The sequence below is a fragment of the Bacillus cereus group sp. BfR-BA-01453 genome (genome assembly GCF_022662915.1).
GTDB lineage: Bacteria > Bacillota > Bacilli > Bacillales > Bacillaceae_G > Bacillus_A > Bacillus_A paranthracis.
In genome coordinates this window covers 476,522-499,248 of the sequence record NZ_JAKUEN010000001.1, presented here as the reverse complement: position 1 = coordinate 499,248, position 22,727 = coordinate 476,522, and the positions used below count along the sequence as shown (strand labels likewise).

Sequence of the window (22,727 nt, the reverse complement as noted above, 5' to 3'; positions counted from 1 at the left end):
TATTGATAGAAATGAGGGAGATTTGTGAAATTACTAGATTTATTATCAAAAGGAATTGTAATAGGTGATGGTGCGGTTGGGACGTTATTACATTCACATGGTTTGCAAAGTAGTTTTGAAGAATTGAATATATCTGATCCAGATTTAATTATATCGATTCATAAGCAATATGTAGCGGCTGGGGCAGATGTGATTCAAACAAATACGTACGGAGCAAATGAAGCGAAATTACGTATGTATGGATTAGAAAATCAAGTTACTGAAATTAATAGAGCGGCAGTAAAACTGGCGAAAGCATCTGTTACAGACAGAAATGCAATTTTAGGCACAATTGGTGGTATGAAACATATCGGGGCGGTTACGACAACTGATATGGAGCGAGAATTTATGTTACTGGAACAGGCAAGTGCATTATTAGAAGAACAGGTTGATGGACTGCTATTAGAGACTTTTTATGATGAGTTTGAATTACTTCATGCTGTCCAGGTGTTACGAAAAGAAACAAATATTCCAATTGTAGCGCAATTGGCGTTACATGAGGCGGGTACGACTCAAAATGGAAATGATGTAAATGAAATATTAAAACAGCTTTTAGATTACGGTGCAAATGTTGTTGGATTGAACTGCCAACTAGGGCCACTTCATATGACGGAAGCTTTTAAAATGATATCGATTCCGAAAAATGGTTACTTGTCAGCATATCCAAATGCAGGTCTCCCAAATTATGTAGAGGGACGATACGTATATGAGGGAAGTCCAGCTTATTTTGAAGCGATGACACCGAAATTTATTGAGCAAGGTATTCGGTTATTGGGCGGTTGTTGTGGCACGACTCCAGAACATATTGAAAGTATGAAACGTGCTACTCTAAATGTTACGCCTGTAATAGAAAAGGATACGGTTCAAAGACCGAAAGTAGTTCATACACATGAGAAACGTTCAAAAGCTCATGTCACTTTAGCAGAGAAAGCAAAAAAACAAACGACCGTAGTAGTGGAATTAGATCCACCAAAAACGTTAGATACGCAGCGGTTTTTTGAAGGCGCAAGAGCATTGAAAAGAGCTGGAGCAGATGCTATTACTCTAGCAGATAATTCATTAGCATCGCCCCGTATCTCGAATATGGCAATGGGAGCATTATTAACGAAGCATGATATTCCGGTATTGACGCACTTAACATGTAGAGACCATAACGTCATCGGACTACAATCTCATTTACTAGGATTATCAGCGTTAGGCATGGAAGAAGTGTTAGCTTTAACTGGAGATCCAGCGCGCGTTGGTGATTTTCCAGGTGCCACTTCTGTATATGATTTGTCCTCTATCGAGCTCATTAAAATGATTAAAGAAATGAACGATGGGCGTTCCGTTTTAGGGAAATCCATTGGACCGGCAACAAGGTTTTCTGTGGGCGGTGCATTTAACCCGCATGTAAGACATTTAAAAGCAGCGGTTAAGCGAATGGAACGGAAAATAGATGCTGGAGCAGAATATTTCTTAACGCAGCCAATCTATGATATCGCGTTAATTGAAGAAGTGTATGAAGCGACAAAGCATTTAGAACAACCTATTTTTATTGGAATTATGCCATTAATAAGTAAACGGAATGCAGATTTTCTTCATTTTGAGGTGCCCGGTATTACTTTACCTGAAGCAGTAAGAGAGAGAATGGATGGACATGAAACGAAAGAGGCAGCAATTGAGGAAGGGATTCGTATTTCTCAAGAATTAATCGATGCGGCGATGAAATACTTTAACGGCATTTATCTTATTACACCATTTTTAAAATATGAAATTACAGAACATCTTGTTAAATATGTGAGAGAAAAGCAAGAAGTGAAAGAAGGTATTAATTGATGAAATGTATAGAAGAAAAATTACAAAATAACATCTTAATATTAGATGGTGCAATGGGAACAATGATCCAGCAAGAGGACTTAACTGCGGAAGATTTCGGAGGAGAGGAGTACGAAGGGTGTAATGAGTATTTAGTAGAAACAAGACCAGATGTTATTTTAAAGATTCATAAAGCCTATATTGAAGCTGGAGCGGATATTATTGAAACAAATACATTTGGGGCAACCAATATTGTACTAAGTGATTATGAGTTATCTCATTTAGACGAGGAGCTAAATGAGAAGGCAGCGCGTTTAGCGAAGCAAGCAGTCGAAGAAAGCGGGAAGGAAGTATATGTTGCGGGAGCAATGGGACCGACAACGAAAGCGATTAGTGTTACTGGTGGTGTAACGTTTGAAGAATTAATTGAAGCTTATACACGGCAGGCAAGAGGATTGTTGAAAGGAGAAGTGGATGTATTACTCGTTGAGACGAGTCAAGATATGCGTAACGTGAAGGCTGCTTATATTGGAATTCAAGCGGCTTTTGATGAACTAAATACAGTTGTACCTATCATGATTTCGGGAACGATTGAACCGATGGGAACGACTCTAGCTGGGCAAACAATTGAGGCTTTTTACTTATCGGTAGAACATATGAAGCCATTATCTGTTGGATTAAACTGTGCGACTGGTCCGGAGTTTATGAGAGACCATATTCGTTCTCTATCTGATTTATCGGAGTGTTACATTTCTTGTTATCCAAATGCAGGTCTTCCTGATGAAGATGGACATTATCATGAATCTCCATCCTCGCTTGCCGAGAAAGTGAAGCGATTTGCAGAAGAAGGATGGGTTAATATTATCGGTGGTTGTTGTGGTACAACACCAGAACATATAAAAGCAATGAAATCCGCATTAATGTCTCTTAAACCTCGTGAACAGCAAGAGAGAGCGGGACATGGGGTTAGTGGATTAGAGGCACTGCAATATGATGACTCTATGAGACCGTTATTTGTTGGTGAAAGAACAAATGTTATTGGATCACGTAAATTTAAAAGATTAGTAGCAGAAGGGAAATTTGAAGAGGCTGCTGAAATCGCTAGAGCGCAAGTGAAGAAAAATGCTCATATTATTGATATTTGTATGGCAGACCCGGACCGCGATGAAATAGAAGATATGGAAAACTTCTTGGCAGAAGTTACGAAAGTGTTAAAAGTACCGATTATGATTGACTCAACAGATGAACATGTGATGGAGCGAGCTCTTACTTATATTCAAGGGAAAGCTGTTATTAATTCAATTAATTTAGAAGATGGAGAAGAGCGATTTAAAAAAGTGACACCGCTTCTTCGTAAATATGGTGCTGCAATTGTAGTTGGAACAATCGATGAAGATGGAATGGCAGTAAGTGCGGAAAGAAAATTAGAAATTGCGAAAAGAAGTTATGAGTTATTGACGACGAAATATGGTATACGCCCATCAGATATTATTTTTGATGCACTTGTATTTCCTGTAGGGACAGGTGATGAAGAGTATATTGGCTCGGCGGCTGCGACGATAGAAGGGATTCGCCTTATTAAAGAAGCATTACCAGAGTGTTTAACGATTTTAGGTGTAAGTAACATATCATTTGGTTTACCACCAGCTGGTCGCGAAGTGTTAAATTCCGTCTTTTTATATCATGCAACGAAAGCAGGGTTAGATTACGCGATTGTAAATACGGAAAAATTAGAGCGCTATGCGTCAATTCCTGATGAAGAAAAACGCCTTGCAGATGCATTGCTTTTTGAAACGACGCAAGAGACGTTAGAAAAATTTACAAACTTCTATCGCGTGGCAAAAAAGAAAGATGTTGTTGTCCAAGAAACATTAACACTTGATGAAAGGCTCGCAAATTACATTGTAGAAGGTACGAAACAAGGTTTACACGAAGATTTAAGTCTCGCACTTACAGAAGGAAGAAAACCTTTGGATATTATTAATGGCCCACTTATGACAGGAATGGATGAGGTAGGACGATTATTTAATAATAATGAGCTTATCGTTGCTGAAGTATTGCAAAGTGCTGAAAGTATGAAAGCTGCTGTAAGTTATTTAGAGCCACATATGGAATCTAGCGATAGTGCGAAAAAAGGGAAAGTATTATTAGCAACTGTAAAAGGTGATGTGCATGATATTGGGAAAAATCTCGTTGAAATTATTTTAGCAAATAACGGATATGAGATTATTAATTTAGGAATTAATGTTCGCTCGGATCGAATTGTGCAAGAAGTACAAGAAAAGAAGCCTGATATTATAGGTCTTTCTGGTTTATTAGTAAAATCGGCGCAACAAATGGTAACGACTGCTGAAGATTTAAAAGCGGCGGATATTGATATTCCAATTGTTGTAGGCGGGGCAGCGTTAACGAGAAAGTTTACAGATAATCGTATTTCGCCATCTTATAAAGGGCTCGTATGTTATGCGAGTGATGCGATGACGGGGCTGGATATTATTAATAAGCTTCAAAAAGAAGAAGAGCGTGAGAAGATGAAGCAGGATAAAAAAGAACGTCATCTTCATATCGTAACAAAAGAAGAGAAGAAAGTAGAAATTCCAGCAGTAATTGAGCCATTGCCGAAGGCTGAGGTTATCGTGCCGGATTCAACAAAACGAATTGTATTAAGAGATGTTCCTGTTTCACATCTCGCGCCATTTCTAAATAGACAAATGCTGCTTGGACATCACCTTGGCCTAAAGGGAAGTGTGAAGAAACTTTTGCGAGAGGGAGATAAAAGAGCGCATGAATTAAATGATTTAATAGATGAATTATTGCAGGAAGGACAATCTTGGTTAAAACCAAAAGCGGTGTATCAATTTTTCCCAGCGCAAAGCGACGGACAGAATATTGTAATATATGATCCAGAAGATCATACGCGTGTTATAGAGCGTTTCACATTCCCAAGACAAGGAAAAGCACCATATCGTACTTTAGGTGACTATTTACGCCCAGTTGGAGATGAAATGGACTATGTTGCTTTCCTGTCTGTTACGGTGGGAGAAGGTGTTCGTGACATTGCTGAAGAGTGGAAAGCGAAAGGTGATTATTTACGCAGTCATGCTATTCAATCGTTAGCGCTCGAACTAGCAGAAGGACTTGCTGAAAAAACACATATGCTCATTCGCGATCGCTGGGGGATTCCAGATTCGCCAGAATTGACGATGGAAGAACGCTTCCGTACGAAATATAGAGGGATACGAGTGTCCTTCGGTTATCCAGCATGTCCAGAACTCGCAGATCAAGAAAAGTTATTTCGCTTAATTCATCCAGAGGAAATAGGTATTTCATTAACGGAAGGATTTATGATGGAGCCAGAAGCGTCTGTAACGGCTATGGTATTTTCTCACCCCGAGGCAAGATATTTTAGTGTATTATAGTCTAGAAGGGGGAGACGTATGAAAAAAATAGTCTTTACAGGTGGCGGTTCGGCAGGGCATGTAACACCTAATTTAGCCATCATTCCACATTTACAAGAACAGAATTGGGATATTTCTTATATTGGTTCTCATCAAGGAATTGAGAAAACGATTATAGAAAAGGAAGGTATTCCGTACTATAGTATTGCGAGCGGAAAGCTACGCCGTTATTTTGATTTGAAAAATATAAAAGATCCTTTTCTTGTAATGAAAGGTGTTATGGATGCGTATGTAAGGATTCGAAAACTAAAACCAGATGTGATTTTTTCAAAAGGTGGTTTCGTATCTGTACCAGTCGTAATAGGCGGATGGTTAAACAGGGTACCAGTTTTATTACATGAATCTGATATGACGCCAGGACTAGCAAACAAAATTGCGCTCCGTTTCGCTTCGAAAATATTTGTTACATTTGAAGAAGCTGCGAAACATTTACCGAAAGAAAAAGTAATTTATACAGGATCTCCTGTACGTGAAGAAGTACTAAAGGGAAATCGTGAAAAAGGTTTAGCATTTTTAGGTTTTTCACGTAAAAAGCCAGTTATTACAATCATGGGAGGAAGTTTGGGCGCAAAAAAAATTAATGAAACGGTTCGAGAAGCGTTACCAGAACTTCTGAAAAAATATCAAATTGTTCACCTTTGCGGAAAAGGTAATCTTGATGATAGTTTACAAAATAAAGAAGGATATAAACAATTTGAGTATGTACACGGAGAACTGCCAGATATATTAGCCATAACAGATTTTGTTATTTCACGTGCGGGCTCTAATGCCATTTTTGAGTTTTTAACATTGCAAAAGCCGATGGTTTTAATTCCACTATCGAAATTTGCAAGTCGTGGAGATCAAATACTAAATGCAGAGTCTTTTGAGAGACAAGGATATGCTTCCGTATTGTATGAAGAAGATGTGACTGTGAAATCTCTTATAAAGCATGTCGAAGAATTAAATCAAAATAATGAAGTGTATAAAACAGCTCTAAAAAAATATAATGGAAAAGAAGCAATTCAAACAATCATTCAACATATTTCAGAGGCATGATGAAACAATCATGCCTCTTTTAGTAGGATGAAAGATTCCAAGAAACGGTGTTTTTATGTTACAATAGCAAATGGATTAGTAGGGAAATTCCAATTAATGAAGCGTGAAAATACGAATGGATTAGGAGTGACTGTGTTGGAGCTAAGTCTCTATGAAAATACTGCACTTATTATATGCTTTGTGTTGTACGTTGGTAGTGTTATTGTTTATATTTCAAGGAAATTTTCGCAAGAAAGAGAGCTTGAAAAATCAGAAATAACAGCTGAACTAGAAATGTTAGCTGATGAAAGTTATAAAAAACAAAAAATAAAAGAAGACCATGAGGCATCCCATCATTTAAACGCAAATAAGTTTTAAAGATGGGGATTTTTTTTGAAGGAGATGCAACTGAATTTGCATCTTATGTTATGAATCATGTGAAATAATAGTAACGGTATACAAGGTTATAAAAGTGATCTTTTGGGTACAGTGATGATAAGAAACATATATAAAGGAGTACATAATATGAAATTAGAAAATGGATGGGAAACGAGCTTTTTAGAAGTCGTACAAAATAGTGAATTTAAGAAAGAGGCACTTCTTAGCCAATTACTTTTTGCAGATAGTGAAGAAGTAGAAGAGCTTGTAGATGATTATGGTTATGAAGAAATCATTGACCGCGAACATGATGATGAATTAGCTCATATTTTAGGAGAAGAACTTTTTAGTGAGATGGAACGACACGTATTCTTATCTTCACAGTCAGAAGAAAAACTTATTTCATTCGTAAATGGATTAGGTTTTCATGTGTTAGATTGGATCGTTCTTCTTGAAACAGAATTTGGCATCGATAGTGCACACTTTACGTCAGACGCCGTGAAAACGTTAGAAAAGCGTTTTAGACAATTTCCATACATAGAGGACAAGACAATTTTTGATATGACATTTGGAGAAGCAATGGATGTATTAGAGTCTATTACAGGATTACAACTGAAAGAAAAGATGAATGTATAATGTAAAAAAAGAACGTGAGACTATCACGTTCTTTTTTTACATTATAATAATTTTATCATCTAGTTTCGTTTGTCCGCTAAGAAGTGCGTTTAAATATTCCACTTTTCTTATACAGGCTTGTATATGTCTTTCAACCTCTTGTAACTCTGCTTGGTGATGCGTTTCAATAGGATGAATTTGTACGTTGAATTTTTCAAATTGACTACTATATGTTATTTCTGCATAGCCGCTCATAATATCTGTTTCGTTATGAAATAAAAATTGCTTCGTTTTGTCACAGAATGATACATTCTGAAAGCCATATACTTTTAATGCTTCAATTACTTTTTTTATCATTTTTCTATTCATTTTTTTTAACCCTCTTTACGAAGTTCTACTTATACATTATAACATAAAAAATTACATAGAAAGCGCTTCCAAGTGTATTTTATTATAAACTTTACGTTTCAATCACAAAAATGAAACAAAGAAAAAATAATTGTAAAGAAGGGAGGACTCTTTTATTGTTTCGTCATATATATAGAGAAATAGTGCAATGAAAGGAAATTTTCCGAGGTGGAGATCGTATTTCCAATTTGAGCGCAGTAAAAGAGGTGAAGATCTTGAACTTTGATATTGTAGGACAAAAAGCATATATAAAAGATGGACCGCATCGGAACCGAATTGGAATTGTAAAGAAAAACGAGACAAAATTAGAATCGCAGTTTGCTATTGTAATTGGAGAACAAATCATTGATGTAGAGTTAAAGGATATCGTATTAGTTGGAGTAGACGTAGGACAATTTCATAAATGGTGCGAACAAAATGGTTATTTGTGAAAAGGACGGGCTGTGAGATAATGAAATATATTTGAAAGAAGAGAATATGTTATTATATTCTCTTTTTCTATGTGTAAGGAGACGGAGATGAAGTATACAGAACGAGATTTTACACTGGAATTAAAAGAGAAAATTCAATACATGGAGAAGGAAATAGAGGGAATATCATTTAAACTTCTTAAAGATTATTCACATTTGTACATAGAAAAAAACATGGAATTATTTATAGAACTCATCAGAGATAAAGACGATCCTTTTGAAACAGGATATTATTCATCGATTTCGATAGCTATATTAGATGAAGGAAAAGAGATGATTGAATTTCACCATATTCCAATTTGGAAATGCGAAAGAATCTTTTTAGGAATGTCAATTCAATCAAACATTTTTGGGAGTAAGAAAGTAGGGGAACTTGTTGATGAATCTTGTGATGAGATTGAGGAGGAGTTAAAAGAGCAATTAGAAGAGTTTTTAGTAGAAAAATAAAGCTCAGTTTTTATAAAACCTTACAAAAATGTAATTTTTACAAAAGTCAGAAAAGGTATATAATTTATTTGTAATTATCTATTCTAATATACAGGTGGTGTTTTACCATGGTTGAAGTAATTGGTAGAGCTTTATACATAGTGTTTGAAACAATATGTTATGCCTTATGTATAAAAGATAAAGAGGAAGATGAAAAGAACTAAAAAAGGACGCTAACAAAACTGTTAGCGTCCTTTTCATTATGAAGCAATTTCACCAGTTTTTGTATCATCTTGATTGTACGTATCTTGATCTAATTCGCCAAGCCATTTACTTGAAATAAGACCTGCTGTCATAGAACCACTTACGTTAAGAGCTGTACGACCCATATCGATTAATGGTTCAACTGAGATAACAAGAGCGACAATACCGATTGGTAAGTTCATTGTAGATAGTACGATTAACGCTGCGAATGTTGCACCGCCACCAACGCCGGCAACACCGAATGAGCTAATAGCAACGACAGCGATTAAAGTTAAAATAAATTGTGGTTGTAATGGATCAATTCCTACAGTTGGAGCGACCATCATTGCAAGCATTGCTGGATAAATACCTGCGCAACCGTTTTGTCCGATAGATACTCCAAATGATGCTGCGAAGTTTGCAATCCCTTCAGAAATACCAAGTTTTTCTTTTTGCGCTTCAATATTTAATGGCATTGCACCAGCACTAGAGCGAGATGTGAATGCAAATGTTAATACAGGGAACACCTTTTTCAAATATTGAATTGGATTTAAACCAGATAGAGCAATTAATAATAAGTGGATAACGAACATTACGATAAGTGCCACGTAAGACGCTAACACGAAGTTACCAAGTTTTAAAATAGCATTTATGTCGCTACCAGCAACTGTTTTTGCCATAAGAGCTAATACGCCGTATGGAGTAAGACGTAAAATTAATGTTACCATACGCATTACAATTGCATATACAGCATCAAGCATTTTCTTAAATAGCTCTGCTTGTTCTGGATATTTTCGTTTTACACCTATAAAAGCGATACCGATAAAGGCTGCAAATATTACAACAGAAATTGTTGAAGTTGGACGAGCACCTGTTAAATCAAGAAATGGATTTGTAGGTAACAGCTCTAATAATTTATCTGGAATTGTTGTCTTCTCAATAGAAGTAAATCTTTCTTCAACTAGCTTCAGACGAGCAGATTCTGCATCACCTTGTTGCAGACCAGTTGCAGATACATCAAATCCTGCACTTGCAGCGATACCGACAGCTGCAGCAATTCCTGTAGTCAGAATTAAAATTCCGATAATAAGACCACTAATTTTACCAAGGTTTTTCGTTAACTGTAATTTTGTAAACGCTGAAATAATAGATACTAAAATAAGTGGCATAACGATCATTTGAAGTAACTTCACATAACCGTTACCGATTAAGCCAAACCAAGTATTTGATTCAATAATGACTTTAGAAGTTGGCTCATAAATAAATTGTAATATAAGACCGAAGATAATTCCGACTCCTAAAGCAGTAAATACGCGTTTATTAAAAGATACATGCTTACGTTGCATATAATATAATACGCCAACTAAAATGAGCATGACTGCAACGTTAATTCCGACAAGCAGTGTATTCATGATGATTCCCCCTAATTCCAATCTGTTATATAGAATATAAATCAATAAAACCTATAAGTCAACTAGGGAATTCTGGAATTAAAAAAAGATGGCGAAATGCCACCTTTTAATGTCCAGCCCCAGGGACAAGTAAAAATGTCGTGTAGTATGTAAATCCTATGAAGAAAACAGTTAAATATGCCCCGAATACGTATATATACATACGCTCTGTTAAATTTAAATAGCTTAAAAGTACGAAGAATCCTGTTTGTCCTAAAAATAGTAGTGCGGCCTGTTGCATATCCCCTACGTAAAACATAACCGAGAAAATTCCAGTCCAAAAGCCGAGAACGCGAAACATGCGCTCCATGCATCTCCCTCCTTTTCTAAAAAAAGTAAACCTCACTTCATTATAGTTTATTTTTCTTACTATTGTAAATATTCGTTCATATAAAAAGAAGCCAATTATAATTGGCTTCTTTTTATATGAGAGATTAAATTGTTAGTTTATAATTACAAGATTTACATCCATCTAGTAAACTATCGTTTCGTGTTAATTCCGTGTTAGGGAATAGGATTTCAAAAATCCCTTTCATCATATCTCCGTGCATATTACAAATTTCAGTTGGGTGATGGACAGCAACTTCTTTAAATGGACAATTGTGTACATCATAGAAAATTTTCGTTCCATCTGCACTTAATTCAAATGCAGGTGATAAGCCAGCTGTTGAAAAGGCTTCTTTTGCAATTTGAATTTTTTGTTCAACTGTTAAGGCATCTTCACTCACATTTAAACGCTGCATATGTTGTTGCATTAATTCGGCCCCGAATTGTTTCCCTGTTTCGTAGAGCGCTTTTTCACCAGCAGCACCAAGGCTAAGTAAAGAATTAAACGCGATTCTTGCTAACAATTGATAGTCACGGAATGGAAATTGTAATTGGATAACATCTTCAGATAATACATATAATCTGCTTGGTCTTCCGCCTTTTCCAGTTTTCTTCGTTTCGGATTTCAGCATATGAACATCTTCTAATTTAGATAAATGTAAACGCGCTACGTTTGGATGAATTTCAAACTCATCTGCAATTTCTTGTACAGTTACGTAACTATGTTTTTGAGAAATATATTTATAAATGTAATAACGAGTTGGGTCAGCTAAAACACCTGTAATTTTTAAAGCTTGTTCCATGAGGATCTCCACCTTTATCACTTTATCCAAGATAATAACATTATAATACAGATAAACATGAGTATAGGTAATTTCAGACAATAATTCGGAAATTGTTCATAATTTCACAAACATATTTTTCCTTTTTCATCTAGTGAAAATGCAAAAATACCGATTTTTCAGATGGATTTCTTCATGCTATATACATAGTGGGGAGGGAAAAATGATGAATGGAATTGAAAGCTTTGCGAATATGATTTTAAAAGAAGCGTGCAGGGTACAAGCGTCGGACTTACATATTGTGCCCCGGCAGAAGGATGTAGTGGTTCAACTGCGCATAGGAAAGGATTTAATGACGAAACAATACATTGAAAAGGAATTTGGAGAAAAACTTGTTTCACACTTTAAATTTTTAGCATCCATGGATATAGGAGAGAGGCGGAAACCACAAAACGGTTCACTATATATACAAATAGATGGACAAGAAGTGTATTTACGCCTTTCTACGCTTCCAACCGTATATCAAGAAAGTCTCGTTATTCGTCTTCATTTACAAGCGTCTATTCAGCCGTTATCTCATCTTTCGTTATTTCCAAGTACAGCGAAGAAACTACTTTCTTTTTTACATTATTCCCATGGATTACTCGTATTTACTGGACCGACTGGTTCGGGGAAGACAACAACAATGTATGCATTATTAGAGGTAATTAGAAAAAAGAAAACACGTCGCATCGTTACACTGGAAGATCCAGTTGAAAAAAGAAATGACGATGTATTACAAATTCAAATAAATGAAAAAGCAGGTATCACATATGAGGCGGGACTAAAGGCTATTTTGCGTCATGATCCAGATGTTATTTTAGTGGGTGAAATTCGTGATGAAGAAACAGCAAAAATCGCTATAAGAGCAAGTTTGACTGGCCATTTAGTAATGACGACATTGCATACGAATGATGCGAAAGGAGCGATACTTCGGTTCATGGATTTTGGTATAACGAGGCAAGAGATTGAACAATCTTTATTGGCTATAGCTGCACAGCGACTTGTTGAATTGAAGTGTCCGTTTTGTAAAAGAAAGTGCTCAACTGTATGTAAATCAATGAGGCAAGTAAGGCAAGCGAGTATTTATGAGTTGTTATATGGATATGAGTTAAAACAAGCGATTAAAGAAGCAAACGGGGAATGTGTCACGTACAAGCATGAGACATTAGAGTCTTCGCTGCGAAAAGGATACGCTTTAGGATTTTTAGAAGAGGATGTTTATGTTTAAGAAAATATGGAGTTTAAGTGATCAAGTCATATTACTGAAACGATTAGGAGAACTATTAGAAAAAGGATACTCTCTTTTGCAGGCATTAGAATTTTTACGGTTTCAATTACCTTTAGAAAAGAAAGTACAATTGCAGCACATGATTGATGGATTAAAAAATGGAAAAAGTCTACACGATTCTTTTTATCAATTAAAGTTTCATCAGGAGATGTTAAGCTATTTATTTTATGCCGAGCAACATGGTGATATTTCTTTTGCGTTGCAACAAGGGAGTGCACTTCTTTATAAAAAGGATAAGTATAGGAAAGATATGATGAAAATAATGCAGTATCCTATGTTTTTGGCGTTCTTTTTAATAATCATGATTTTGATTTTTAACCGCATTTTATTACCACAGGTTGACATGGTATATAGTTCATTTGGTTCTACAGCACCGTTATTCACAGAACAAATATTAAGTACAATTAAGTTACTCCCCTACCTTATTATTAGTACTCTTTTTATCATTATGATTGTATGTGGTGTATATATAGTTTACTTTCGGAAACTCCCGCATATGAAGCAGATAAAAATTATGCTTCGAATTCCCCTCATAAAAACATTTCTTATTTTAAAGCATTCGCATTATTTCGCTACTCAATTGAGCGGCTTATTACACGGAGGACTATCAGTACTTGAGGCTCTAACAATAATGATGGAGCAAAAGTATCATCCATTCTTTCAGTATGAAGCGGGCCGAATTAAACACCAATTAATTACGGGAGAACCGTTGCAAGCTATTATTGCAAAAAGTGGATATTACGAGGAAGAGCTATCTTATATTATTACGCATGGACAAGCAAATGGTAATTTGGCGATTGAATTAGGTGACTATAGCGATCTTATCATGGAGAAGATGGAGCAAAAAGTTAAACGTATGTTAGTGATCATTCAACCGATTTTATTTACGTGTATTGGAGCAATAGTCGTTCTTATGTATTTAGCGATGATTATGCCAATGTTTCAAATGATGAATTCTATATAGGAGGCATTTACATGCAGAATGAGGAAGGATTTACCCTTTTAGAAATGTTATTAGTTATGGTCGTCATAACTGTACTATTACTATTAATTATTCCTAATGTAGTTACGCAGCGTTCATCCGTCGAAGGAAAAGGATGTAAAGCCTATGTGAAATCTATAGAAGCGCAAGTACAAGTATACCAACTACAACATAATAAAATTCCCACGCTAAAAGAGTTAAGTGATGAAAAATATATTACAGCTGATAAGTGTCCGAATGGTGAATCTATTCATATTTCCAATGATGGAACAGTAACAAGTGGGAAACTGTGAAGCAAAAAGGTTTTACACTTTTAGAAATGCTACTCGTTTTATTTGCCATTTCTGTATTAAGTATGGTCACGTATTTTCATGTACATTCATTATACGAAAAACAAAAAATCGAACAATTTTTAAGACAGTTTTCAAATGATATTTTGTATATGCAACAATTAGCGATAAACCGTCAAAAACACTATACATTACGATGGCATAAAGATAGACATATGTATTATATAGGGGAATCGAGTACGGATCATTCTATCATTAAAAGAGAATATGATAGCGATATACAATTGGATTTGAATACTTTTCCAAATCCGATGACATATAATCCGAGTGGGAATATTAATAGAGGTGGCACGATTTTACTTTCGTATCGAAGTTATAAATATGAGATTGTATTCCAGCTTGGAAGAGGGAGATTTACGTATCGTGAAATGTCAAAAAGGGTCAGTGATGGCTGAAATGCTTGTAGCATTAAGTATAGTAATGATGGCGGTATCTTTACTACTTCCGCAAACAATATTGATTATGCAAGAACGAAAAAACATACAAATTCGTTATAAGGCATTTGTATTATTAAAAAAAGAAGCAGCTTTATATATGTATGAGAATGAGGCAAAACAACAGAAAGAAAAAGTCATAAATGGAAATGTATATTACACATATTGGGGAGGAAATGAAGTTTGTGCGATGTGGAAAGATGTGAAAGGAAAAATGATGGAACAATGCTTTTATGCGGGAGAAAAAATGAATTAGAAGTTGGATTTACATTAATTGAAATGATCGTATGTTTTTTTCTGTTATCACTGTTCTTTTTACTCTTGCCACGTTTAAACTTTATTGGAATAGAAAACAAACAATCGAAAGGATTAAATAATTGGGAATGGGATGTGTTTATAGGACAAGTGCAATTAGAATTTCGTGAAGTATCATTTGTAGAAAAAATAGTCCCTGAAAATAAAGATAATCTTTTGCGCTTCCACCTTCGTACTGGAGATGAAGTGACGTACGAAAAATTGAATAATCATCTTATAAGAAAAGTGAATATGCGCGGACGAGAAGTTATATTACAAAATGTTGAAATGGTTTCATATGAAGTAACCCCTCATTTGCTGTTTATAAATGTGAAAGATAGGAGTGGGAAAACATATGAAGGTGTAGCTATAAGGTATAGCGAAATGGAAATAAATACATGAGAAAACAAGATGGATTTACGATGCCAGGAACAATCATTTTTCTTGTATTATTAACTTCGTTCTTTGTATACGAAACGAATATGTTGCTTATAGATAAAAAATTTTATATTGAAATAGAGCAAAAGTTTGTACTGGAGGAACTACTAAATCGATCTATTACAAATATAAAAAAAGACTTACAGCAAAAAGAAAAGGAAGATACTTTTTTCTTTTCATATGAAAAGGGCGAAGCAAGTGGAAATTACGTATTTGAAAACGATGTTATTCTCGTTTCATTGCAGTGCAAAATCAAACAAGAAATTTTCTATAAAGTAAGCTTTCGATATAGAAAAAAGGATGAGAAAATATTCGATTGGATAGAAGGATAGTATGTAAAATATACGGATGAAAACCATAATTTCTCATTTAAAAATAGGCTGTTTTTTTAGAGGAAATGGATAAATAAAACAATTAAAAGTTTAAATTTTCTCAAAAAAGAGAAAGGTAGAAAGAATATGATATATTCATGCTATCCAATCATTATTTTTAGGGAGAATAGGGAAATGACAAACAACAATCAAATAGGTGAAAATAAGGAACAAACTATTTTTGATCATAAAGGAAATGCAATTATGACAGAAGATAGGGAAATACAAATTATTTCAAAATTCGAAGAACCTCTTATTGTCGTGTTAGGAAATGTATTAAGTGATGAAGAGTGCGATGAATTAATTGAATTGTCTAAAAATAAATTAGCACGTTCTAAAGTTGGTTCATCACGTGATGTAAATGATATTCGAACGAGTAGTGGTGCATTTTTAGATGATAATGAACTTACTGCGAAGATTGAAAAACGAATTTCATCTATCATGAATGTTCCTGTTTCGCATGGAGAAGGATTACACATTTTAAATTATGAAGTGGATCAACAATATAAAGCACACTATGATTATTTTGCGGAACATAGTAGATCAGCTGCTAATAATCGTATTAGTACGCTTGTCATGTACTTAAATGATGTAGAAGAAGGCGGAGAAACTTTCTTTCCGAAATTAAATCTTTCTGTGCACCCTAGAAAGGGAATGGCAGTATACTTTGAGTATTTCTATCAAGATCGATCACTAAATGAGCTTACGTTACACGGAGGGGCACCTGTAACGAAAGGTGAGAAATGGATTGCAACACAGTGGGTGAGAAGAGGTACTTATAGATAAAGCGAGTATGTTACGTTTTGTTCTTCAGTGTATAAGAAGAACAAAACGTTTTTTTATTAAATAAAGTAGCATCTTTCGTTATAATAACAAGTAATACATGACGATTGAGAGGAACGAAAATGAAATCTATATACATAACCGGCTATATGGGAGCTGGGAAAACAACAATTGGAAAAGCATTAAGTAAAGAACTTCATATGGATGTTATAGATACAGATCAAAAAATTGAAGAGAAGCAAGAGAAGGAGATTCGTGATATTTTTGCCGAAGAAGGTGAAATGGCTTTTCGGGAATATGAAAGTGAGATGTTACGTTCACTACCTGTTGAAAATGTAATCATTACAACTGGCGGCGGAATCATTGAGCGAGAGGAAAACCGAAAGTGGATGAAGGAAAATGGAACTGTCGTGTATTTATATTGTGATCCACATGTAATTGCAGAAAGGCTTCGTGAAGATACGACACGTCCACTATTTCAGAAGAAAGATATAGATGCATTTGTAATGAAATTCGAATCGCGCCGAGCTTATTATGAAGAGGCTCATATTCATATCGATACGACGAATAAGTCTGTAAAGCAAATTATGAATGAATTAAAAGAAAAGATTAATGAATAAGAAAGTGGACATACTAATCAAGTAGAGGTGATGATAATATGTCTACTAATGATTATGTTCGCTTTGTGACACAACAGTTTGTGTCGTATATGGATGCTCCAAAAGAAGATCGTAAACAAAAGAAAGAACAACGCCGTGCTGAAAAAGAGCCATTTATGAATAAGTGGTTTGGTGTTATGCCGCTAAGTGCTGCTTTGTTTTATCAAAACGTAAAAAATAAAAGAAAAAAATCAAGTTAAAGATTTCGTAATATGTGTAGCAAAATGAAAATCCCCTAGTAGCATCATACTACTAGGGGATTTTCATTTACTGCATAGACTCTTTTTCTTCTGTAACGGCATGTATTTTATTGTTCACCCAGACAAATCCAATTCCGATACAAATGGAAATGCCCCATCCAACAGCGGTCATAATTGCTCTCATTTCACCGTAGCCATCTACACCGAAAACAGAGATGAAATAAATTTTTAAGAAGCTTTTTAATATGAATTGGAGACCGAAAAAGAGCGTTAAATATTGCAATGCTGGATAGATACGACTATCACGATACAGTTCACGACTTTTATCACGGTCATGGCCTTGCAGTGCAGCAATATCTGCTGCGAAATATAACATAAGTGGTTTTTTTATAAAAATTGTACATATAACGATAATACCGAGTACGATGTGATAATACGCATCGTTCCACAACATTCGTTCAGCTGATCCAGATAATAGATCTACCGTTGTATTAGAAATGAGTGTAATTAAAATAAAGAACCCTGTCACGTTAAACTGCTTTTCTTTTTTAAAGGTATACAGTGTATAAATAATTCCCGGAACAGAGGAAAGTAACATCGCGTAATACGGATCGATATAAGGTTTTGCGAATTTCCAAATGAGGAATGGGATTACGAGATAAAAGACAAGATCTAATATAGCTTTTTTATTTTGATTCATATACAGCCTCCTTAAGTCATACATATATTTTATAATATAATTTCTGAAAATTGTATAAGGTTTATTGAAAAAAGAAAAAGTATATGATTAGTAGATTGAAAAAATTGCCCCTAGCGTAGTAAGTTTTTTTAGTATATAATAAAGGAAACGCTTTCATTTTTAGTTTGTTCACAAAATGGACGGAAAATCACATATTTACTATCGATATGTTGCTTTATAATGAAACTAATTAAATATACATGCATACAATATTGTGAAATAAATAACATAAATAATTTATATAAATGTAAACGTTATCAAAAGAGAGAGGTGGAGGCAATGAGTAAATTTTTCTTCAATCATAATCCAGCAACAGTAGAGGATGGAAGGCTTGTTGAATATGCGGAAATTATTTATGGAGAAGGCGGCCGTTCTGTATTAGAAAATTTAATGGTGAAGGCATCTATCAGATTGCGTGATCGTTATCCGAATAAATCTGACGAGCAGATCTCGAACCTCGTAAATAAAGGCATCCATGATATGTTTCAAAAATATGTGAGTGAGTAAGAGTAGCTATTGGCTACTCTTATTTTTTTGTATAAGGATGGTGTCTCTAGCTGAAAATAAGGGTGTATTTTGAAAGATATAAAAGGAGTGAAACAGATGAGCAACGGAATTGGCCGTTCAAAAGAAAATCTTCCAACTGATGCAAATCATGTGAGTGCAAAGGATCGTGCGTATCAAAAACGTATGGCAAAGCAAAAACAACAAGAGCGTAATGGCGATAGAGGATAATTCAAAAAAGCTCCTTCAAAAATGAAGGGGCTTTTTAAGTTAGAAAATGATTCGCGGTAACATAAAAGAGTCCACCGTTAATAATTTGTACTGTAATGCGGGGTTCATATTGTTCTTGCAAAGCTTGTTTTTCAATTTCATAGCTTTCGGGAAGTTCATCACTTTCTTCATAAAAACGATTTAAAAGGTCCAAATCGTGATTCCAGCGCACTCTTGCTTCTTTCGCCCACGTATGGTCATCTTCTGCAATGATATTTTTTAAAGCATCCTCTATACGTTGTAAACCGCTTTGCGGTTTAATAATAGGCGAGAGCGTAAAACAAAAGTCAGGTATTTTCGGTGTAAGTTTAATTTTCGTTAATGTTTCATGAAAGTTTGCAATCATTGTGCCAGAAATAAGATGAATGCCAATGGAGTGGAGGATATCTTTTTTTCGATCACATTGATAGGAAACTTTTATATTTACACCGAGCCACGGATGGAGCGGTGTATGTGTCGCTCCGCTATGCCGTACTTCCTCATATAAGCGTATGTAAGAGCCTAATTCTTTTGTCGTTTGAAAAATTTGATGAAGACGTGGTGAACCGTAGTGGATAAGCTCACCATCGTTTTCTTCATTTTCTGGATTTGTAATAAGAGTAAGGCGCATCGGATTCGGTACGCCTCCTGTTTTTTCAAGATAGTGCCAATAAAAAGGGCGATTCATTAATAATTTATCCATCTCAATTGTTAATTGCACATCCAATAGATGAGGAGAACGTTCTAAAATTTCACAGTTATTCGCCTCAAAAAAATTGTATAAGTAATTATGAATTTCATGTTGCTGCATAGCCTTGCACCTCAGCTTCATTTCGCTTCGCAAAGTCGATAATAGATGTTAAGTTTTCCATCTTAATTCGGATTTCTCCTTCGCTTTTTGATTGCGCAAATATTTCTTGAATGTGTGCGTCGATGTTTTTCATATTAATTCTCGTTAAAATTTCATCAAGTTCACCGATCACACGCTCAAATAAATTAATTTTTTCATATAACAGTTTCAAAATATGTTCTTCCACAGTGTGTTTTGTAGCTAAGTTATAAATATGAACATCATTCTTTTGACCAAGGCGGTGAATACGTCCGATTCTTTGTTCAAGGCGCATTGGGTTCCATGGTAAATCGTAATTGATCATATGGCTACAAAATTGTAAGTTAATTCCTTCACCACCAGCTTCCGTTGCGATTAGCACTTGCGCATGATTTTGGAAAAGTTCCTTCATCCAATCTTTCTTTCCTCGTTTAAATCCGCCGCGGAATGGGACAGAAGAAATACCGTGCTGTTGTAAAAACCATTGTAAGTACATTTGTGACGCTCGGTATTCTGTGAAAATGACGACTTTATCGTCAATTTCTTTTATAAGCTCTAGCGCTTTATTTGCTTTTGAGTTAAAAGGAATACGGTTAATTTTGTCCATTAGCACATCAATATGCGGATCTTTTACGTAATTCTCATTTTCCTTCTGTCGTTTTTCTACATGTTTTTTTAATGAATAGTAAACGGCCTCGCGACTACTACACGCTTCCCGTTTTAAAGTTAATGATGAGAAAGCAGATGTGAAGGCGTCTTGTCCTCGCCAATTTTCGATATCATTATATAGAGCTTGCTCTTCTTCATTAAACTCAACAAAAATTGTACGTACATGTCTCTTTGGCCAATCAATCCCGGTATTATGACGCCGATTTCGGACCATTACTTTGTTAATAAGAGCTTTTAAATCTTCATCAGATTCGGCTGAACGATTTTTTGAAGCATAATATTCTTCAAAATTGGATTGATTGCCTAAATGTCCTGGTTTTAATAAAGAAACGAGGTTGAAAATTTCATCAATCTTATTTTGAACAGGAGTAGCCGTTAATAATAAACAAAATTTCTTTTTTAATCGCTGTGCAAATTCATAGTTTTTTGTTTTATTATTTTTAAGTTTATGTGCTTCATCGATAATAATAAGGTCATATTCTAAGTTCAAAACGATATCACGATGTGGTGAACGTTTTGCAGTATCAATTGATGATACAATCACATCGGCTTGTTCCCACGAGTAGCTTTTCTTTTGAGCTACAGCTGGAATGAAAAACTTTGTATTTAATTCGTATGCCCATTGTGATACGAGAGAGGCTGGAACGAGTATAAGTACTTTTTTCACAAGGCCGCGGACCATATATTCTTTTAAAATAAGTCCAGCTTCAATCGTTTTTCCAAGTCCTACTTCATCTGCTAGAATCGCTTTACCATTCATTTGTTCAATAACATTTTGAGCGACTTCTAATTGATGAGGAAGTGGTGTGAAATGGGATAAATGTTTCGGTGCTTGTAATCCATCAAAAGTAGGAATAAGTAATGATTTTTCTGTTTCATAAGCTAAATGATATAAATCCCAGTTTGTCCAAGGACCATCTTCATCAATTCTATTTAAAAAATTGTTTTGCCACGTTCGATCTATGGAAATATCGACATTCATTACGACTCTCCCACCTTTTATAAACTAAAGTAATTATGAAAAAATCTTTACTATATAAGCCTTGTAATAAGGCGCTATTACACTTACTGAAAGGTAAACAATAAGTAAAGATAAAGGACTAAATCTTAAAAACTGTATGTAATAAGATTAAGCGTAAAAAATTCTAAATTATTTTTTATGCTAGAATATTGATGAAATATAGCGAATAATGTTAGGATAATGGTGTGAAATGTGTGGAATCTTTCGTATTTTATCCAAGAAAGTGATTTTTTATTTACGCTTTCATAAAAAAATATAATGAGATTCCGTATATCCTATCTTTTTAGAATGAAAATGTTTAGAAATGAGTAACAACTTTTATTGATTTGTCAGAGCATAAGGGGGAGAGATCATGATTACATTACAACGTACACCGTTATTTGATGTATACGCGAAGTATGGTGGGAAAACAATCGACTTCGGTGGTTGGGAGTTACCAGTTCAATTTTCAAGCATTAAAGAAGAACATGAAGCTGTACGTACAGCGGCAGGTTTGTTCGATGTGTCTCATATGGGAGAAGTTGAGGTAAAAGGTGTAGATAGTTTAGCATTTTTACAACGTGTTGTTACAAATGACGTATCTACCTTAAAGGTAGGGGGCGCACAATATACAGCAATGTGCTACGAAAATGGTGGTACAGTAGATGATTTATTAATCTACAAACGTGGTGAAGAAGACTATTTATTAGTTATCAACGCATCAAATATCGAGAAAGATTATGAATGGTTAGCTAGCCATGTAATTGGCGATGCGACAGTAGTCAATGTTTCTAGTGAAGTTGCACAGCTTGCAATTCAAGGACCAAAAGCAGAAGGCATTTTACAAAAAGTTGTGTCAGAAGATTTGAAAGAAATTAAGTTCTTTAAATTTAAAAACGATATTCTTGTAGATGGAATTCCAGCACTTGTATCTCGTACAGGTTATACAGGTGAAGATGGATTTGAAATTTACTGTAAGAGTGAAGATGCTGCAAAACTTTGGGAGAAACTTCTTGAAGTTGGAGCAGAAGAGGGCTTAAAACCATGTGGTTTAGGTGCTCGTGATACACTTCGTTTCGAAGCAACATTACCACTTTACGGTCAAGAATTATCAAAAGATATTACACCGGTTGAAGCTGGGATTGGCTTTGCGGTAAAACCAAATAAAGAAGCAGACTTCTTTGGGAAAGCGACTTTAAAAGAGCAAAAAGAAAACGGTGCGCCTCGTAAGTTAGTCGGCATCGAAGTAATCGAACGTGGAATTCCTCGTACGCATTACCCTGTATTTATTGGAGAAGAAAAAATCGGGGAAGTAACGAGTGGTACACAATCTCCAACGTTAAAGAAAAGCATTGGTTTAGCACTAATTGATGTAAAATACGCAGCAGTTGATACAGAAGTAGAAATTGAAATTCGTAATAAACGCGTCAAAGCAGTAGTTGTTCCAACACCATTTTATAAACGTTCAAAGTAACGGGGAGAGGG

General features: G+C 35.1%; 28 protein-coding genes. 20 read left to right on the top strand and 8 right to left on the bottom strand.

Annotation, left to right across the window (positions count from 1 at the left end):
* Positions 1-24: 24 nt before the first annotated feature.
* From MR070_RS02665 to MR070_RS02645, 5 genes are all read left to right on the top strand, one after another.
* Positions 25-1,857 carry a bifunctional homocysteine S-methyltransferase/methylenetetrahydrofolate reductase gene (locus MR070_RS02665; RefSeq protein WP_000770334.1) on the top strand — a complete coding sequence of 611 codons (1,833 nt, stop codon included), beginning with the start codon at positions 25-27 and terminating at the stop codon, positions 1,855-1,857.
* The gene (gene metH / locus MR070_RS02660) at positions 1,857-5,255 is read left to right on the top strand and encodes a methionine synthase (protein ID WP_000649696.1); all 3,399 of its coding nucleotides are present in this window, start codon (positions 1,857-1,859) and stop codon (positions 5,253-5,255) included. The genes MR070_RS02665 and metH overlap by 1 nt, the downstream gene beginning before the upstream one ends.
* Positions 5,256-5,273: 18 nt before the next feature.
* Positions 5,274-6,332, top strand: a complete 1,059-nt coding sequence (gene murG / locus MR070_RS02655) for an undecaprenyldiphospho-muramoylpentapeptide beta-N-acetylglucosaminyltransferase (RefSeq protein WP_000724748.1) — start codon at positions 5,274-5,276, stop codon at positions 6,330-6,332.
* 96 nt (positions 6,333-6,428) lie between these two features.
* Complete coding sequence (locus tag MR070_RS02650; RefSeq protein WP_000817964.1) at positions 6,429-6,689, top strand: DUF3966 domain-containing protein; 261 nt, start codon at positions 6,429-6,431, stop codon at positions 6,687-6,689.
* 147 nt (positions 6,690-6,836) lie between these two features.
* Positions 6,837-7,325 (top strand): hypothetical protein, encoded by a 489-nt coding sequence (locus MR070_RS02645; RefSeq protein ID WP_242260496.1) that lies wholly within the window; start codon positions 6,837-6,839, stop codon positions 7,323-7,325.
* A gap of 36 nt (positions 7,326-7,361) precedes the next feature.
* Here the strand turns inward: MR070_RS02645 and MR070_RS02640 are convergent, their stop codons facing one another.
* On the bottom strand, positions 7,362-7,673 hold the full coding sequence (locus MR070_RS02640) for a hypothetical protein (RefSeq protein ID WP_001080447.1): 312 nt from the start codon (positions 7,671-7,673) through the stop codon (positions 7,362-7,364).
* A gap of 254 nt (positions 7,674-7,927) precedes the next feature.
* On the opposite strand from MR070_RS02640, the gene MR070_RS02635 reads away from it, so the two are divergent.
* The gene (locus tag MR070_RS02635) at positions 7,928-8,143 is read left to right on the top strand and encodes a DUF3912 family protein (protein ID WP_001008330.1); all 216 of its coding nucleotides are present in this window, start codon (positions 7,928-7,930) and stop codon (positions 8,141-8,143) included.
* Between the two features lie 87 nt (positions 8,144-8,230).
* Positions 8,231-8,629, top strand: a complete 399-nt coding sequence (locus MR070_RS02630; protein WP_242260495.1) for a hypothetical protein — start codon at positions 8,231-8,233, stop codon at positions 8,627-8,629.
* A 239-nt stretch (positions 8,630-8,868) separates the two neighbouring features.
* On the opposite strand, the gene MR070_RS02625 is transcribed toward MR070_RS02630, so the two are convergent.
* From MR070_RS02625 to MR070_RS02615, 3 genes are all read right to left on the bottom strand, one after another.
* Positions 8,869-10,263 carry an L-cystine transporter gene (locus tag MR070_RS02625; RefSeq protein ID WP_001094339.1) on the bottom strand — a complete coding sequence of 465 codons (1,395 nt, stop codon included), beginning with the start codon at positions 10,261-10,263 and terminating at the stop codon, positions 8,869-8,871.
* Positions 10,264-10,369: 106 nt separating this feature from the next.
* Complete coding sequence (locus MR070_RS02620) at positions 10,370-10,612, bottom strand: DUF2626 domain-containing protein (RefSeq protein ID WP_000440719.1); 243 nt, start codon at positions 10,610-10,612, stop codon at positions 10,370-10,372.
* A gap of 124 nt (positions 10,613-10,736) precedes the next feature.
* Positions 10,737-11,432 (bottom strand): helix-turn-helix transcriptional regulator, encoded by a 696-nt coding sequence (locus MR070_RS02615; RefSeq protein ID WP_138321101.1) that lies wholly within the window; start codon positions 11,430-11,432, stop codon positions 10,737-10,739.
* Positions 11,433-11,637: 205 nt separating this feature from the next.
* Between MR070_RS02615 and comGA the strand changes: the two genes are divergently transcribed.
* From comGA to MR070_RS02565, 10 genes are all read left to right on the top strand, one after another.
* Positions 11,638-12,681, top strand: coding sequence for a competence protein ComGA (gene comGA, locus MR070_RS02610; protein ID WP_001013195.1), 1,044 nt, complete (start codon positions 11,638-11,640; stop codon positions 12,679-12,681).
* Positions 12,674-13,705: a comG operon protein ComGB gene (gene comGB, locus MR070_RS02605; protein ID WP_242260493.1), complete on the top strand. Its 1,032-nt coding sequence runs from the start codon at positions 12,674-12,676 to the stop codon at positions 13,703-13,705. Before comGA ends, comGB begins: the two co-directional genes overlap by 8 nt.
* Positions 13,706-13,716: 11 nt before the next feature.
* Positions 13,717-14,016, top strand: a complete 300-nt coding sequence (gene comGC, locus MR070_RS02600) for a comG operon protein ComGC (RefSeq protein ID WP_001178696.1) — start codon at positions 13,717-13,719, stop codon at positions 14,014-14,016.
* Positions 14,013-14,468, top strand: a complete 456-nt coding sequence (comGD, locus tag MR070_RS02595; protein ID WP_000810387.1) for a comG operon protein ComGD — start codon at positions 14,013-14,015, stop codon at positions 14,466-14,468. The genes comGC and comGD overlap by 4 nt, the downstream gene beginning before the upstream one ends.
* The gene (comGE, locus tag MR070_RS02590; RefSeq protein ID WP_242260649.1) at positions 14,461-14,763 is read left to right on the top strand and encodes a competence type IV pilus minor pilin ComGE; all 303 of its coding nucleotides are present in this window, start codon (positions 14,461-14,463) and stop codon (positions 14,761-14,763) included. The genes comGD and comGE overlap by 8 nt, the downstream gene beginning before the upstream one ends.
* The gene (gene comGF, locus MR070_RS02585; RefSeq protein ID WP_242260647.1) at positions 14,733-15,203 is read left to right on the top strand and encodes a competence type IV pilus minor pilin ComGF; all 471 of its coding nucleotides are present in this window, start codon (positions 14,733-14,735) and stop codon (positions 15,201-15,203) included. Before comGE ends, comGF begins: the two co-directional genes overlap by 31 nt.
* Complete coding sequence (gene comGG, locus MR070_RS02580; protein WP_242260491.1) at positions 15,200-15,571, top strand: competence type IV pilus minor pilin ComGG; 372 nt, start codon at positions 15,200-15,202, stop codon at positions 15,569-15,571. The genes comGF and comGG overlap by 4 nt, the downstream gene beginning before the upstream one ends.
* Before the next feature lie 174 nt (positions 15,572-15,745).
* Positions 15,746-16,396, top strand: coding sequence for a 2OG-Fe(II) oxygenase (locus MR070_RS02575; protein WP_044793803.1), 651 nt, complete (start codon positions 15,746-15,748; stop codon positions 16,394-16,396).
* 119 nt (positions 16,397-16,515) lie between these two features.
* Complete coding sequence (gene aroK / locus MR070_RS02570; RefSeq protein ID WP_242260489.1) at positions 16,516-17,013, top strand: shikimate kinase AroK; 498 nt, start codon at positions 16,516-16,518, stop codon at positions 17,011-17,013.
* Positions 17,014-17,051: 38 nt separating this feature from the next.
* Entirely contained in the window at positions 17,052-17,252 is a 201-nt protein-coding gene (locus MR070_RS02565) for a YqzE family protein (RefSeq protein ID WP_000106079.1), read from the top strand.
* 67 nt (positions 17,253-17,319) lie between these two features.
* Here MR070_RS02565 and MR070_RS02560 read toward each other — a convergent pair whose 3' ends face one another.
* Both MR070_RS02560 and MR070_RS02555 read right to left on the bottom strand, forming a co-directional pair.
* Positions 17,320-17,952, bottom strand: a complete 633-nt coding sequence (locus tag MR070_RS02560) for a VC0807 family protein (protein WP_001073109.1) — start codon at positions 17,950-17,952, stop codon at positions 17,320-17,322.
* Positions 17,953-18,080: 128 nt separating this feature from the next.
* Positions 18,081-18,197 (bottom strand): hypothetical protein, encoded by a 117-nt coding sequence (locus MR070_RS02555; RefSeq protein WP_003279814.1) that lies wholly within the window; start codon positions 18,195-18,197, stop codon positions 18,081-18,083.
* Positions 18,198-18,270: 73 nt separating this feature from the next.
* Here MR070_RS02555 and MR070_RS02550 point away from each other — a divergent pair, with 73 nt between their 5' ends.
* The gene (locus tag MR070_RS02550; protein WP_000032699.1) at positions 18,271-18,498 is read left to right on the top strand and encodes a hypothetical protein; all 228 of its coding nucleotides are present in this window, start codon (positions 18,271-18,273) and stop codon (positions 18,496-18,498) included.
* Between the two features lie 96 nt (positions 18,499-18,594).
* Entirely contained in the window at positions 18,595-18,726 is a 132-nt protein-coding gene (locus MR070_RS27030; RefSeq protein ID WP_000064669.1) for a hypothetical protein, read from the top strand.
* A gap of 34 nt (positions 18,727-18,760) precedes the next feature.
* Here the strand turns inward: MR070_RS27030 and MR070_RS02545 are convergent, their stop codons facing one another.
* Both MR070_RS02545 and MR070_RS02540 read right to left on the bottom strand, forming a co-directional pair.
* Complete coding sequence (locus MR070_RS02545; RefSeq protein WP_001183969.1) at positions 18,761-19,555, bottom strand: YqhG family protein; 795 nt, start codon at positions 19,553-19,555, stop codon at positions 18,761-18,763.
* Complete coding sequence (locus MR070_RS02540; RefSeq protein ID WP_242260487.1) at positions 19,542-21,224, bottom strand: DEAD/DEAH box helicase; 1,683 nt, start codon at positions 21,222-21,224, stop codon at positions 19,542-19,544. The genes MR070_RS02545 and MR070_RS02540 overlap by 14 nt, the downstream gene beginning before the upstream one ends.
* A gap of 391 nt (positions 21,225-21,615) precedes the next feature.
* Between MR070_RS02540 and gcvT the strand changes: the two genes are divergently transcribed.
* A complete protein-coding gene (gene gcvT / locus MR070_RS02535; protein ID WP_000631772.1) occupies positions 21,616-22,716 on the top strand; it encodes a glycine cleavage system aminomethyltransferase GcvT in 1,101 nt (366 codons plus the stop codon).
* Positions 22,717-22,727 lie beyond the last annotated feature (11 nt).